General features: G+C 60.1%; 10 protein-coding genes and 4 pseudogenes. 7 read left to right on the plus strand and 7 right to left on the minus strand.

Going from position 1 to position 13,754, the window contains the following annotated elements; translation table 11 throughout:
* Positions 1 to 21: 21 nt before the first annotated feature.
* Positions 22 to 159 carry a hypothetical protein gene (locus tag ABIB00_RS31115; protein WP_354106978.1) on the plus strand — a complete coding sequence of 46 codons (138 nt, stop codon included), beginning with the start codon at positions 22 to 24 and terminating at the stop codon, positions 157 to 159.
* Between the two features lie 341 nt (positions 160 to 500).
* Positions 501 to 1,394 carry a hypothetical protein gene (locus ABIB00_RS31120; RefSeq protein WP_354106979.1) on the plus strand — a complete coding sequence of 298 codons (894 nt, stop codon included), beginning with the start codon at positions 501 to 503 and terminating at the stop codon, positions 1,392 to 1,394.
* Positions 1,395 to 1,913: 519 nt separating this feature from the next.
* Here the strand turns inward: ABIB00_RS31120 and ABIB00_RS31125 are convergent.
* Positions 1,914 to 2,689: pseudogene (locus ABIB00_RS31125) on the minus strand (RMD1 family protein).
* A gap of 776 nt (positions 2,690 to 3,465) precedes the next feature.
* On the opposite strand from ABIB00_RS31125, the pseudogene ABIB00_RS31130 reads away from it, so the two are divergent.
* From ABIB00_RS31130 to ABIB00_RS31145, 4 genes and pseudogenes are all read left to right on the plus strand, one after another.
* A pseudogene (locus ABIB00_RS31130) lies at positions 3,466 to 4,088 on the plus strand (energy-coupling factor ABC transporter permease); the annotation flags it as partial.
* Positions 4,089 to 4,651: 563 nt separating this feature from the next.
* Positions 4,652 to 5,197 carry a thermonuclease family protein gene (locus ABIB00_RS31135; RefSeq protein ID WP_354106980.1) on the plus strand — a complete coding sequence of 182 codons (546 nt, stop codon included), beginning with the start codon at positions 4,652 to 4,654 and terminating at the stop codon, positions 5,195 to 5,197.
* 1,170 nt (positions 5,198 to 6,367) lie between these two features.
* Positions 6,368 to 7,211 (plus strand): annotated as a pseudogene (locus ABIB00_RS31140) (tyrosine-type recombinase/integrase).
* 13 nt (positions 7,212 to 7,224) lie between these two features.
* Positions 7,225 to 8,401 (plus strand): annotated as a pseudogene (locus ABIB00_RS31145) (IS91 family transposase).
* 1,090 nt (positions 8,402 to 9,491) lie between these two features.
* On the opposite strand, the gene sugE reads toward ABIB00_RS31145, so the two are convergent.
* Both sugE and ABIB00_RS31155 read right to left on the minus strand, forming a co-directional pair.
* The gene (sugE, locus tag ABIB00_RS31150) at positions 9,492 to 9,803 is read right to left on the minus strand and encodes a quaternary ammonium compound efflux SMR transporter SugE (RefSeq protein ID WP_354106981.1); all 312 of its coding nucleotides are present in this window, start codon (positions 9,801 to 9,803) and stop codon (positions 9,492 to 9,494) included.
* A gap of 114 nt (positions 9,804 to 9,917) precedes the next feature.
* The gene (locus tag ABIB00_RS31155; protein WP_354106982.1) at positions 9,918 to 10,625 is read right to left on the minus strand and encodes an SPASM domain-containing protein; all 708 of its coding nucleotides are present in this window, start codon (positions 10,623 to 10,625) and stop codon (positions 9,918 to 9,920) included.
* 812 nt (positions 10,626 to 11,437) lie between these two features.
* On the opposite strand from ABIB00_RS31155, the gene ABIB00_RS31160 reads away from it, so the two are divergent.
* Entirely contained in the window at positions 11,438 to 11,557 is a 120-nt protein-coding gene (locus tag ABIB00_RS31160; RefSeq protein WP_354106983.1) for a DUF2934 domain-containing protein, read from the plus strand.
* A gap of 292 nt (positions 11,558 to 11,849) precedes the next feature.
* Here ABIB00_RS31160 and ABIB00_RS31165 read toward each other — a convergent pair whose 3' ends face one another.
* The 4 genes from ABIB00_RS31165 to ABIB00_RS31180 are packed head-to-tail and all read right to left on the minus strand — an operon-like array spanning position 11,850 to position 13,745.
* Complete coding sequence (locus tag ABIB00_RS31165) at positions 11,850 to 12,089, minus strand: nitrogen fixation protein NifZ (protein ID WP_247347531.1); 240 nt, start codon at positions 12,087 to 12,089, stop codon at positions 11,850 to 11,852.
* Complete coding sequence (locus ABIB00_RS31170; protein ID WP_354106984.1) at positions 12,086 to 12,406, minus strand: nitrogen fixation protein NifZ; 321 nt, start codon at positions 12,404 to 12,406, stop codon at positions 12,086 to 12,088. Before ABIB00_RS31170 ends, ABIB00_RS31165 begins: the two co-directional genes overlap by 4 nt.
* The gene (locus tag ABIB00_RS31175; protein WP_354106985.1) at positions 12,403 to 13,566 is read right to left on the minus strand and encodes a 4Fe4S-binding leucine-rich repeat protein; all 1,164 of its coding nucleotides are present in this window, start codon (positions 13,564 to 13,566) and stop codon (positions 12,403 to 12,405) included. The genes ABIB00_RS31170 and ABIB00_RS31175 overlap by 4 nt, the downstream gene beginning before the upstream one ends.
* Positions 13,524 to 13,745 (minus strand): 4Fe-4S binding protein, encoded by a 222-nt coding sequence (locus ABIB00_RS31180; RefSeq protein WP_354106986.1) that lies wholly within the window; start codon positions 13,743 to 13,745, stop codon positions 13,524 to 13,526. The genes ABIB00_RS31175 and ABIB00_RS31180 overlap by 43 nt, the downstream gene beginning before the upstream one ends.
* Between the last annotated feature and the right edge of the window lie 9 nt (positions 13,746 to 13,754).

A 13,754-nucleotide genomic window follows, 5' to 3' on the forward strand; every position in this document is an offset into this window, starting at 1 on the left:
CGGTCAAGTGACAACCCCGTTGTGGACGCGGCGCCCTCGCCCTCGCTGGCCGTGCCCTTCCACATGAAGACCAACGCCGAGGCCGAGGCTGATGCCATGGTTAACAACGGCCCCTTTGAACACCTCGAAGACGAACTCACCGTCCACGACGACGAGTAAAGCAGCCCAAATTACGTGCATCTTATTATGGCCTCTAATGATGATCACGTTGTTCCTGCTTCCGGTGATGAGCGCCGCTTTCTGGTGCTTGACGCCTCCCCCCCAACATCTGGCCGGTTTCGAGTTCGCGGCGATCCGCCTGCCGCCACTGCCTCGCGACGCTGCCTATGACCTACAAACGGAACGCTGGAAGCAGGACTTCGCTTCGCCATAGCCGCCGACCCGACGATCGTGCCATCGAGCGCCTTGTAGACAGACAAGCACGAGCGGATCACGAAATTAGCGCTTTGTGACTCCTTCGCGCGACCGCCGGCTGCGCGTTCGTCAGGCGGGCTGCGCGCATGCAGCACGTAAGTTTGCACTTCATTCGCCTGTATCGCCGGGATATATGGTCGGCCGGAGAGCATGACGATGGTTCGATTACAAAAGAGCAGGGCAGCCGCGCTAACGCGCGGCGAGCAGAGGCACGCCGTGAGAGTTCGGTCGGCGACATCCAGGCCCTCATAGCCGAACTGAGAAGCTTGCCGCGCGAGAACCTCGCGGATGCGGTGTTCATGCTCTCCATGGATGCAAGACGGAAGGGCGAGTTGATACGACCTGCGATCGAGAAGCCCGCCAAAGTCGACTTGGACTTTGATCCGCCGCCGAATGCTGATTCGGCGACCTATCTCGCGAATGATGTGGTCTCGGCCTTACGACACCACGATGCTGACCTTCCGACCTTGCTGGACCTGTTAGTTTCGCGAGGGCCTGACGTCTGCTTCACCGTCGATCGGGAGGAGGCCGTTTCGCTGCTGGTCGCAATCATTCGCGAGCAGCGGCTCGAAGAAGCCCTTGAAGGCCTCAGGCTCGCCGGGCTCCTGAACGAGCCAGCGAAGGATCGCCATGCCGGGGTCGGTTCGGAAGCGGATTTGAGAGGAGCTGCCGAGGGCGAGTGTCCAGGCGCTTTGACGGACAGTCCTGCAGATGGAATGTCCAGAGCGGATGGGGACGTTAGAAACTCTCGGCGCCGGCTTGCGAGCTCAAAGCCGCGTCGAAATTCGCGGCCTAGTTCCTTTGTCATCCCGTTAGTGTTTATCGCTGACGCGGAGCCGCTATGCACGCCCGGTCGCAGTCCCCGGCCGCGTTCAGCTCGGCGCCTTCGCGTTAGCGAGGACGAGATCCGCAGTTCTGAGCTTTCATGTTCAGTTGCAGCGCGCGTTTGCGCGCTGGCGGATCATGGAACCGTTCGCTAACAGCCACGCCAGGGAAATCGCGGCAGGACACGTCGACCGAGCCGCGGCGATGTGGCAAAGCGGCGAAAGGCAGTCGCTCAACCCAGTGAGGCGTCCTGGTGAAATCGACCGTCCTTGTTTTTCGGTAGTCGCTGGCTGCGCCATGGGGGCGGCGGGGGAAGGCCTGGCAACTATGCCGCGACTAGGTCGAGAATAGCAGACAACTTGAGTGGCGGCCCGCTGCAAATTGGGCAAAAGGGCCTTCTTGGGTAGCGCTGGATCGTCGACATCAACGCTCCGCCGCGCGTCTGCCATACACGCCCTATCCTTGCTCGATCGCCGGGGAAACGAACTCGCCTCGGCTATTCGCTGTTTTCGCGAGCCGCACCGGGATTTCGCCGAACCTCGCGTCCACGAGCACGGCGAAGACACAGCCGGAATCCGCAGCTGAGTGCGGCCGAACGGCGCGTACCACGTCAATGCCGCCCAAGTCGGTCAGTAGGCCCGCTCAACCCCACGACGCGCTGCGGCCAGCCGCACTCAGTGAGCTGCTGTAATAATCCGAAAGCATCCGATCGCAACTTCTATCACGATCAGCACGACTATAACCCACTCAAGACGCAGCGAGCGCCGTGTGGCGATGATGTCCGTCAGTGCGTTAGCCGTTCCGGAGATGGCCGACAGCTTGCGCTCAAGCATCTCAAGACGCTCCTGAAATTCGTATTCGTCTTTCAGGCGCGCATAGAGCCGCTCGAGTTCCGGCTTCTCCCAGAGTGCGTCGGGCTTCGGCAATGGCGACGCGGCCCGCCACGCGCTGCTGAACCAGGAGCGCATTGCCGATCAGTTCGAGAATGCCCTTGCGGCTCCGCGGCGTCCGGCCGTGCTCGGCTAGTTCGCGTGCAAAGGGTTCGATCACGTCGAATACCGCGGCGATGCGGCGCTCACCTCGCTCCAGCGCCGTGCTCTTGGGCTAACGTATCGGCGATTAGCAGCAGCCGATCGTCGCTAAAGTCTCTGAGACAAATCCGTCCGCCCCGCAGGATGACCTCGGCGCTCTGGTCGTCGCAGAGCTGCGCCTGCGCGCTCTCCTCCTCGTAGGAGCTGAGTTCACCGATGACCCGGGATATCAGGGTTTCGATCAGAGCGCTTTCTTCCGAGGGCGACTACCGGATGAGCACTACAAGGCCATAACGGAAGATCACGACAAGGCCCGCATGAATGCGGAAAGCGACCGGCATCGAGGACACCAGCGTTCCGATTTCCAGAGCCGACGGGTTGATACGACCGCCAGCATGACTGCCCGCAATGCGCAGCATCGAGGCGACCGCCGTGTGTCCGGAGACGGCAGGCCTACCGGGCGTAAGTTGATCCATGTTCACATTTGCATCCGGTTTGGCGCCACAGCGACGCGATAGCGCTCCCCTGGAAATACGTCCAGAACTTCGTCGCAGATGATGCAGCGGAATTTGCCGGGAGCGTCGCTGAGAGATGATGCTGAGATCCAGCAAATGGGGCTCCACAGTTTGGATCGGTGGCCGCCATTTCCATGTTCGTGCATGCTTCGCCGCAAGGTCAATCGAACGGCCCAGCAAGCTCTTCGAGGAATTCGACGACACCGGCCGCCAAACATTTGGCTGCGCCCTAGACGCCGTCCCTCGAACAACGTCGAGCAAGATTGATGACGAACCGGTATCTTCGCGCCAGCGGCCTCAGGATTTCCGCTTCAATGGGCGAGCAACAATGATTGTTTGAAACGGCACAGGTGACCAAAAAACTGGCCGCAGTGTGTGTGTTCAACTTCCTCCAGAGCATGTCGGCTACAGAAGACGGTGACTCTCGCGCGCGGCGGAATTTTCAAGCCGCAATCAGAGCCTTAGCCGCGTCAGCGGCGCTGGCATAGCTATTGCTATGAAATGTCTCATTGACCGAGCGAAGGCGGAGTGCACACCCGGTCCGATCTGGCGAAAACAGGACGTTACCAGTGGACTGAGGGTGGCGAAGGTGAAGTGCCGTTTCCAACCGACAGCCAAACGATCGTCCGGCAAATTCTTGAGCCGACGCCCGAGTACAACGGCGGAAAGGAGTTGAGACCGTGCATATCGAAGCGGGAATAGTAACAGGCGCCAAGCTCGTATTGAGCTGCGCGACAGGCATTGCGATGGGCTGCGTCGTCGCCAAGATTGTGGTCGAGGCCATACGCGAGCGGGGCGCTCTGTCGTTTGCTATGCAAGCCATCGACGCGACGGCCCTTGTGTTCACGTTTCTCGAAATCCTGCCGCACTTTGCGGTTGGAGTCTCCGAACTGCACTTCGTCCAGGGCTCGACGCTGTTCCTGTTGTTCGGCGCCGCGCCGGCTGCCTTTGGTCTTGCGTTCGGCCTCTTGCTGCCAGGCGTCCTCTTTGTTCCGACCGACCTGCCGCAATATGGTATGAATGTCACGACGCTTCTAGTGACGCTGTTTGCGATCCAGGCGCTCGCCAACCGGCTCATTCCATCCAACGCCGCCTATCGCGGTCTGCAGTACATAAGGCGCTTGCGCTCTCGACTGCGTATCAATCCGGTATCGTTGTCTGGGGCGCGTTTTGGGAGCTCTATGGCGCGGGCTTCGGCGCCGCCAACCTCAGTAACGTCGCATCGTTCGCGGTTTCCTATGCAGTTGTGGCCTTGGCCGGGCCGCTGGCTGATCTTGCTGCGCTGGCGCTCGCGAAACAAGTTGGGCGGCGTGAGTGCGAGGATCTGTCGCCCACCGCTTCTAGAAGGCATGTTGCTGTCGATAGCAACGATGGCCGTCATGTCCCCAGTTTTGCTCAAGAGATGCGTATGCTTTCGCCGATAGCAGCCGGCTGCAGCGATCCCGGGCGAACTATCCGTGGCAGCGAGGGGGCCGAGCTTATGCGCATTCCGCACAAGGCGACCAGGAATTCATATCTCGCCGACTTGTCGCCGCCCGTCTGCGCCGGCCAGTTCGCTTGTGAGCGGACGCGCACGACCGAGTTCGACCTGCTGGTGCGTGATGCGGCCAAGGCGAACTGCCGCAAGGGCGTGGAGGAATGGCGGGATACGGCCAGCGCTGCAGCCTGGTCGCAGAGCATCGGGGGCGAGGTTGGACACGAGGGGCGTCTTGCGCTGCTGATACAGGGGGAGTCATCCGTCGAACGAGCTTACCCATGCAACATTAGCACCCTCCTAAGCTCAGGCGCGATGGAGCGCCGTTCGGCGGTCCCCCATGCTCTGCTGCACTCGGCCGGAATGTTCGCAGTTCGGCAAAGAAGATCGCCATGTATGGATTGATCGTGGTGTTGACCATGCTCGCACTGTGCAGCATCGTGTTTGCCCGCGAATTGACGGAACCGGCAAAGGTCATCAGCGCCGACACCCTTGAAATTCACGGGACAAGCGTTCAGCTCTGGGGCATCGACGCGCCGGACGAGACTCAAACGTGCCGATATTTCAACGGCAATCCATATCGATGTGGCCTCAGGGCCGCGAGCGATCTTGAAAGCTTCATTGCAGAGCGCGAAGTCAGTTGCCTTCTGGAGGATGGGACGATGGCGACCTGTTCAGTTGATGGCATCGATCTCGGAGAATGGTTGGTGCGTAACGGTCTCGCGCTCGAGCGATACCCCAGGAGACGGTACGACCATGCGCAAGGCGCAGCCGAACGTGCCGGACTGGGCGTGTGGGCGGGCAGCTTTGCCGTACCTTGGCTATATCGAAAGTGCATTTGCTTAGGTGGTCGACCAGCCAGCTGTTCTGACGACACGAATGCACATTTGCTTGAGCGGCATTCCCCACACCAGAATAAATGCGTCGACCGGGAGTGAGCAAGCTTACCACGGCCGCCCAACCATGCTCAAACGAGTAAGACGGTCTGAAGCTCTCGTAAGCGGAAAATTCGCAAGACCGAAAATCGCGAGCTCCGCAGGAACGCCATCGTTCTCGGCGTAGTTCTTGGGAACCATGGACTCGCAATCCGCGCCTCTTGAGTTCGAGAGAGTGCCGCACTTACGCCAGAAGAATGGCGGGCTCTCCAGAGCCTAAACAAGACAAAGGCGTGGCACGGAAACAACAATCAGATTCCGCCAGGTACAGGTCGAGCGGAAGAAAGAAGGCTTGTGGCATTCAAGGCACCCCTGGGCAAGGTAGGCAACACGAATGTGGCTCGGGATGCAGCCTACCTGCACTCCATTCGACTCTAACTTTCAGTTTTGGACATGCCCAGAGCTCACAGCTTAATTTCCAGAGGTCGCCAGATGCTGTCATGCCAAAACTCATACACTCGCAGTCAAATCTGAGGGACCAAGCAGCAGGTGTGAGCGCTTGCGCAACGCCCGCTCCGAGGGGCCCATCGAAACGACGGTAGTCGAATTGCACCCTTTGCCGCGGGAACGCCGCATAGGTCCCTTCCCGGACTTCGCTGCTGTTTGCGATATCGGCCGCGATTGCCGTTCAAGCCAGGGCTGCTCCGACATAGCCAGCATTTTTCCGGGCGAGTAAGAAGCCTAATACCACACGTGCGGTTTCGGTGACAAAGACGTGTGGATCTGCCTTGCAGGCGCCAATCACAACAATGCCACACAAGACAATGCAGCTGTTCGTGCGGTTGGAAACAGCATGGCTCGCTGACGACTGGCTGGAGATCCGCTGAATGAGCAACACCGCATGCGACGAGCGCGACTGCTGCGGCAGTCGGAACAAGAATGTCAGATCGCATGTCACCTCCCGAACACGAAGTGCCCGCCTTCCAGAACGAACCGTGAGCCACTGAACTCGCAGCGTCGCTCCCATGCCCTGGTGGTGTGCAGACTCTGTGCCAACGGGCACGATGCAAGCTCCCTGCGTTTTTCGATCGCGATGTCGTCTACGCGACAGAGGACTAAACCGCTCGCGCGGTAGGGCACTACGTTGGCAGCGCGGCTGAGAGGATAGCGCGACGGGGCGTGCTGTCTTGAGATGAGGGGGTCGCAACCTTCACTCAAAACAGGAGCATCCCCATGACCGACGAGGCAAGCAATCCGTTGCGCCGGCGCATGATCGAAGACATGAGCCGAAGACCCAACATGACTACGTACAACGGGTCAAGAACTTCGCTGCGTTCCTCGGGCGTTCACCGGATACGGCGACCTTCGAGGACGTGCGCCGCTATCAGCTGCATCTGACCGCGAGCGGCGTTGGAGTTCCGACCATCAGCCAGACCGTCTCGACGCTGCGGTTCTTCTTTCGGGTCACGCTGAAGCGCCACGACATCGTCGAGCATACGCATATCATTCACGAGCCGCGCAAGCTGCCGGTGGTGGTGGCGCGGCTGCTCGATGCTGCGCCCGGACTCAAGTACAAGGCGGCGCTGAGCGTGGCCTATGGCGCCGGCCTGCGCGCCACCGAAGTGGTCTCGCTCAAGATCTCCGACATCGACAGCCAGCGCATGATCTTCCGCGTCGAGCAAGGCAAAGGCGGCAAGGACCGCAACGTCATGCTCTCCCACTACTTGCTCGATCTGCTGCGGACCTGGTCGAAGGCGGCGCGGCCGCAGGGCTGGCTGTTCCCGGCCGCGATCCGGCCCAGCCGACGACCACGCGCCAGCTCAATCGCGCCTGTCACGCTGCGGCCCAGATGGCGGAGATCAACAAGCGCGTCTCCCGGCACACCTTGCGGCACAGCTTTGCCACCCACCTGCTCGAGCAAAAGATCGACGTGCGCGTCATCCAGGTGCTGCTCGGTCACGCCAAGCTCGACACGACGGCGCTTTACACCCGTGTCGCCACCAAGACGATCAGCCAGGTCATGAGCCCGCTGGAACACATCGCGATCAAGCTCAAGGTGATCCGGCCGCCCGGCTGACGCTGAGGCGCTTGTGTCGCGCCCGGCTTTGGAGGTCGTGGATATCTTCCGCGACCGTGGACCGGCATGGCGACAAGCCCATGCCGGTCATGTCAGCCTTGACCAGTTGAAGGTGATGTCGGCGATCGAGAACTGCCGCACGGCAGCCGTCGGCGGCCATGTTGCGGGCTGCGAGGACTGCGCCTATACCACGATGGCCTACAACTTCTGCCGCAACCGGCACTGCCCGAAGTGCCAGGGCGCCGCTGCAAAGGATTGGCTTGCCGACCGCGAGGCCGAGCTGTTGCCGGTGCCGTACTATCACGTGGTGTTCACGCTGCCTGCAGCCATCGCCGACATCGCCTACCAGAACAAGACCGTGATCTACAACCTCTTGTTCAAAGCCTCGGCCGCCCGCATCGGCATCACCTCCGTGCTGCACACCTGGGGTTCGGCGCTCACCCATCACCCGCACGTGCACATGATCTGCCGGGCGGTGGCATCTCGCCCGACGGCACGCGCTGGGTATCGTGCCGTCCCGGCTTCTTTCAGCCGGTGCGCGTGCTCTGGCGCCTGTACCGCAGGCTGCTCCTGGAAGCTCATTGCGACCCACAAGGCCGGCCGCCTGTACTTCTTCGGCAATCAAACGGCCTGTACTTCTTCGGCAATCAAACGCCACTTGGCGATGCGCAAGCCTTCGCGGCTCAACTCGCACCGCTGCGCAACGCCGAATGGGTGGTCTATGCCGAGCGTCCGTTCGGCGGTCCCGAGGCCGTGTTGGCCTATCTGTCGCGCTATACACACCGCGTCGCCATCGCCAACAGCCGCCTGATCGCCCTCGACCAGCACGGTGTCACCTTCAGATGGAAGGATTACCGCGTCGAGGGCCGCGAACGACAGAAGATCATGATCCTGGCGGCCGACGAGTTCATCCGCCGCTTCCTCATCCACGTGCTGCCAAAGGGCTTTAACCGCATCGGCCATTACGGCCTGCTGGCGCGGGCGCTTGCGCCGGCAACATCGCACGCGCCCGCGAGCTGCTCGCCATCAAAAAACGTAAGGATGCGCCCGAGGCTATCGCCGACGCCGACAAGCCGCGGTGTCCATGCTGCGACGGCCGTATGATCCTCATCGAGGTCTTCGTGCGCGGCGAGACACCGCGCCACTCGCCAGCCGCTCCAACCCGCGCCATCAGGATTGACACCTCATGACCACACAACGGCGGTTCTGCAAAACCGATCATCTTGCCCGCGCTCATCGAACGGCCACGGCGGAGTGCATCCAAATGTTCTGCTATCGTCGCCAATCCGCCGACAATGCTGCGAGTTGGACGCCGCCAACCACTCATTCGCCCGCCGCGCCACCGCCCCGCAGTTCGCTGCATCGGTTCGAACTCAATCGGCCAACTCGCCTGCGGCGCTCAAATCCGCATAGAGCCTGCCGCGCCATTCCCGCCCACCATGCGCGGTTTCCTCCCCTGGAGGCTTTCGGACGCCGGCCCGTGCACGCCGCCCTACCGTCATGGGGCCGGCATCCAAAACCCTTCACAATAGCGGTCATTGTTCAAACAAGCCGCGGGTCTGAGGTCGAACACGGAACGAATGCCGCGCGCCGGCACCGCCAGTTCGATGATTTCAGTGAACGCTCCTGCGAAAGAGATTAGGTGATCGAGCTTCTTTGCAACCACACAATGAAGTCGCGCCGGTAATTCGAGGCGCGGAGCTGAGCTCAGTCAGAGATCGCAAGCTCACCTGGCCGCGCCCTGAGGGTTGAACTGGTCGGCAGTCCCTGATGGTGCCAACGCCGGACGGCCGGAAGCAGTTCGGAGCGAACGAACACGATCTGCCGGTCTGCATCGTCTCCCCTGCTGCCCCGGAGATCAGGCATCGTATAACTCCGGCAAGGGACCTTTCTTGGCGGTCGCCCGGACATCAGCCGCATAGCTGGGTTTCGTTGCTGTTCTATTGGTACCGCGATCTCGGCAGCGAATTGTTCGTGCCGTTTTCGCTGGTGCTATTGTGCCAGTCGCCATGGCGATGGGACGCTGATGAGAGGCTGGCGTATCGTCCGCACCAGGGCTTTCGCTTCACGACGCAGAGGTCGCGGCCAGACGGTCTCGGCCCGGAGGGCTTGCATCGGCATTTCGCTTTTTGGCGACTTCCTCGCCATTATCGGCCCCGCGCCGTCGCCGGGGCGCTGGAACGTGGCCAGCTCGATCGTCTATGCCTGGAGAATCACGTGCCGGCCTCGGCGATCCTTACGGCGCTGACCTGGTGGGGGTCACTGCTTTCGATGTTTTCGTCAGGACACGAGCTTCAGCCCGACAATGCCGGCGACGATCAGTCCGATGCTGGCAAAGCGAAACGCGGCGGCCGGTTCTCCGAACAGGATGATGCCAAGCGCTGCGGTGCCGACCGCACCGATGCCGGTCCAGACCGCATAGGCAGTTCCAATGGGCAGCGTCTTTAGAGCAAGGCCGAGCAGGATCACGCTGCCGGCCATGGCCGCGAGCGTGAGCACGGGAACGGGCTTGGTAAAGCCCTCGGTGTATTTGAGACCGATTGCCCAGGCGACCTCCAGCAGGCCGGCAACCAACAAAATGCTCCAGGCCATGGCGGCCCTCCGTTCATGGCAGGGTCGTCCCCGCGGATGATGTGGTGATAAGCTGGGAGGCCGTCCTTGCCAGGCCTCGCGATTCGCTTCGAGCAGTTCAACTTCTCTCAAAGATCAACATTCCGGCTTCATTGGTTCGGCGAATTCACACGATCGACAAAGCAGAAAGCCGTCCGTTCCGTTTATGCGATCGGCAATATTGCAAAAGGCTGCCCCTTGGAAGAGATCCTTGTACCTGTCGCGGAGGAGGTTGCCCAAAACGTGTTGTCGCTCAAAATCCATGCAGCAGAAAGTAACGTCGCCGTTTGGGAGAAGAACATTACGATACTGCCGTTCGTCAGGACATGTCAGTGCTCCAACGATTGGCTGCCGCGCTCCAACCATCTTCTCGCCGTTGCCAGCCCTGCTGCGCGGCGGACGCGAGCGAACAAGCGCTTCGTCAGGAATTATGCCGATAAGTTCGGGATGCACCTCGCCCATGACTATGAAGAGCAACGATGAAACGTCGGCGTCGACAAGTTGGCGCACCAAATCGACATAGTTGCGCCTGACGAGACCACTATCCATGTGCGTGCCGTCATCAAAAACATGCACCAGGAAAACGCGGAACTGCAGCGCACGCAAGCGTCTTAGATCCCGCCCGTTCATTCCTACCAGGGTTGTGGAAATCCGGATTCCATGGCCACACGCATAGGCATGCTCAACCATTTCTGTGCAAGCCGGATTGAGCCAAGGCTCCGAATACCCGGAAAAGCTGATGTCGACAGCTGCTGGTACGCGCGCCAGACATCGCTTGAAATCTTGGAGAGAAAGATGCTTCACGTCGGATATCGCTCTTTGCCGTTCGGCAAACTTGTCCTGCGGGCAATAAGAACATCGGACGATACAGCCCGTTGTCGTAGTTATCTCCAAGACCCTGCCGCCACCTATTGCGGAGCGCAGCTCCTGTAGAGTCATCGATTCTATATTGTCCACTTCCGCGCTCCGCGTTTGGACCAAGGAGATCTTGAGGGGACCGTTGATTTGCATCTCATGCCGGTTTCGCTCATGCATCATTCTCGATTCTTCGTCCATCAACGCGACACGGCACCGTCGCAAGCACGGTCGCGACAGATGCGACGGCTCTCTCCCCTTAGCACCCCAATCCAGCAGGATTGGACGGCTGCCGAATGCACATGTGTCGATGGGATCGGTCTAACGTCTCGTTCATTCCAACAAGCATCACTCATGCCATTGGCGGTACTGTCCATAACTCGACACGTCCGCGATAAATGTCGTCCCAAATGCCGCAACCGAAGCGCAACTCTACGCGATCGGTAGCGTACAATATGACGCTACGTACGATTCAAGCTCTCTTTGAAAATGAGTTGGATGGCAGCTTTCCTATAAATGTGACAGTGTAGCCCGCCCCGAGCGCCACGTCATCATAATCAAAGCGGTCGGCATCGACCCGCGAAGTTCCCATTGCGAGTGCCCCCACCAAGCAGCTGATCCAAAATCTCAGGTGAAGAATCCGTAGCCAAGTGAATCTCCTGTCAAAGGTAAACTCAGAGAAACCATCTTAAACTGTGCTACTGACACGCTCGGACGCGGCCAGCCTAAGCCGCCCTTGGGTCTCCTTAGGAGTCACGCAAATGGTAGGTCCTCTGACTCAGAAGGACGTCGAGCGCCGCGCATATCACCTGTGGGAGCAAGCCGGAATGCCTAAGGGGCGCGATGGTGGATCATTTGCGGTACGCCCTTGTGGACCTTGAGGCTGATGGCGAACGTGTTCATTCAGCTTATAGGCAAATGACATGTGTCCACCTCTCAATTTGCCGCTGCGCTACCGTGCACCCTGTTCAGAACCGCTGTCGCCAAGCCAAGCCGTTGATGGGTCGAATGCCACTTCCAAACGCCCTTGGGGTGATCTTTGCGGAGCAGCTGCCATGCCGCCCCAGTCCTATCCTGGTGCAGCAGCGCGACGTCGACCTCCGCGTTGATATGGATGCGCAGGTAATCCGGAATGATGTCGTCTGATGATTGCGGGGTTCATTGCGCGATATCCTAGACTGCAGAGATTTCTGCCTCGAGACAGCCAACCACCAACTGCTTGCCGAAGTCGACCATATAAATCGGTAGGTTCGCTTCCGTATGGCGACCGACCTGGACGATCTGACCAATATATCCGACGCTGACCAGACACTCTTCCGCCGACGCGCCCGGAAAGGAACCGTCGTTGAGCAGATCGATTGCCGCCTTGACACGTTGGCCTGACCGGTATTTTGGCGATCTTGGTTCGATCATCGGGGTGCCGCTCCTGGCGAGAACGGCTCCTCGCCTTCGTGGCTTGGCGTGACTAGATCGAGCTCCTTGCATTTCATGCCGACACGATTTCCGGAGGTGAGGAACTCGACTCCATAAATATAAAATTGTTGCAGGAACGTGCCGATCGAGACGACATAGCCAAGCTCGCCTTTCTTGACCAGAACCTCACCGATCTCCTTGCCCACATAGGTGCCGTCGTTGCGGATGGTGCGGTTGGCCCGAACGTTGTCACCATAATCAAAGAAGGGGGCGTCCGTCAGCTCAACGATGTCACTATCACGGGCGATGTTGCTCATGCTGCCGTCACCGTTCCATGGTTCAACTGTACCGCGCCTCGCGGGCGCCCGGCCTTACGAACCGCCCTATCATGATCCTCGATCGACTCCCTCCGTTCCCGCACGGCGGCGCTTCCGATTACGGATTGCATGAGCCTGTCGGGATGCCGGTGCAGCAACATCAATGCCCGCAGCCTAAAATCTAGATGCTCGAGATAACTATCCGTGAGCCCATGGTTAATATTGAAGAAGCCATCGACGCGGCACGCGTGTCTGTCATCGAGCGAGGCGTGCTTTAGCCGGCCGCGAGCCGCGTGCTTCAGCGCGGGATGCGCACAGCCGACAGAGTCGACCTGATTACCCCGGCAACCGAGGGCATTGTGGACAGCATCACTCACGGTCCCGCCCATACGCTCGAGCGTGTCCAACAACACCTTGGCGCCAGCATTGTCCGCGCGAAAAAGCCCCAGCAGTCTCCCGACAGCTGCCGTCTTTTCCGAGTTGCCCGAGACGCATCTGCAAGTCGGCAATAAGCGTTGAGCGAGAACAGGAAGACCAACACGAGGTGCTCTCATAGCAGCCGAATTCCGGCTCGTTGGCGCCCACCGCACCGGCGGCAGGAAATTCGTTTCCGCATCACGTGATCGGGTGCGAACGCCTTGGCGTGGCGCAGGTGTACTTTCTGCACCTTCATCGGGGTGATAGGATAGCCGTGTCGCCCTGGGATCATGCTCGGCGGGCTCGACACCGTGCGACCAAGACAGGACTCGGTGAGGACGCCCTCTCTCGGATGACCAACTGAAGAAGGCCTCGGGCAAGAATGTCGCCTGATCAGTGATGGCCGCAGGTGACTGGATTGATATCGTGGAAGACGGGTCCGCTCTTCGTGGGCCCATCGGCGAAATCGATCCTCGACGCTCAAGACAGGGGCCTTCGCGCCGACAGGAATAGCTGGACGCGCTCCCGCCGACGGGCGCGTCGCCAGAATATGGCTTGACAACTGGCGAAAAGGTTTGCGACCAGGGCGAGCCGTCCACCCGGACTGAGAAGGGGAAAGTCGCGGCCGGCGCCTCGTGAAGGCGGAGCATCATCCGCCCGAGTTTCTGAACGAGTGTCGTAGTGACATCCATCATGGCCATCAAGCAACCTGGTGACGCGGCAGCGCCGGATCGAGCACGCATGTACTATCAACTGGGCAAATCGCCACGCATTGCGGCTCATCAAAGTAAGCGGCGCACTCGGTGCATTTCTCAGGATCGATCAGGAAAACGCCGGCTCGCTCGGAAATAGCGACGCTCGGACACTGCGTTTCGCACGCCGAACAGCCCGTGCATTGCGAGGCGATGATCTTGAACGGCATTGTCTGAAC

This window comes from Bradyrhizobium sp. LB14.3 (assembly GCF_040547985.1).
GTDB lineage: Bacteria > Pseudomonadota > Alphaproteobacteria > Rhizobiales > Xanthobacteraceae > Bradyrhizobium.

Excerpts from the sequence above, each read along its gene's own strand:
- ABIB00_RS31120 (WP_354106979.1), top strand. The coding sequence starts at position 501 with ATGCAGCACGTAAGTTTGCACTTCATTCGCCTGTATCGCCGGGATATA.
- ABIB00_RS31135 (WP_354106980.1), top strand. The coding sequence starts at position 4,652 with ATGTATGGATTGATCGTGGTGTTGACCATGCTCGCACTGTGCAGCATC.
- sugE (WP_354106981.1), bottom strand. The coding sequence starts at position 9,803 with ATGGCCTGGAGCATTTTGTTGGTTGCCGGCCTGCTGGAGGTCGCCTGG.
- ABIB00_RS31160 (WP_354106983.1), top strand. The coding sequence starts at position 11,438 with ATGGTAGGTCCTCTGACTCAGAAGGACGTCGAGCGCCGCGCATATCAC.
- ABIB00_RS31165 (WP_247347531.1), bottom strand. The coding sequence starts at position 12,089 with ATGATCGAACCAAGATCGCCAAAATACCGGTCAGGCCAACGTGTCAAG.
- ABIB00_RS31170 (WP_354106984.1), bottom strand. The coding sequence starts at position 12,406 with ATGAGCAACATCGCCCGTGATAGTGACATCGTTGAGCTGACGGACGCC.
- ABIB00_RS31175 (WP_354106985.1), bottom strand. The coding sequence starts at position 13,566 with ATGCGTGCTCGATCCGGCGCTGCCGCGTCACCAGGTTGCTTGATGGCC.
- ABIB00_RS31180 (WP_354106986.1), bottom strand. The coding sequence starts at position 13,745 with ATGCCGTTCAAGATCATCGCCTCGCAATGCACGGGCTGTTCGGCGTGC.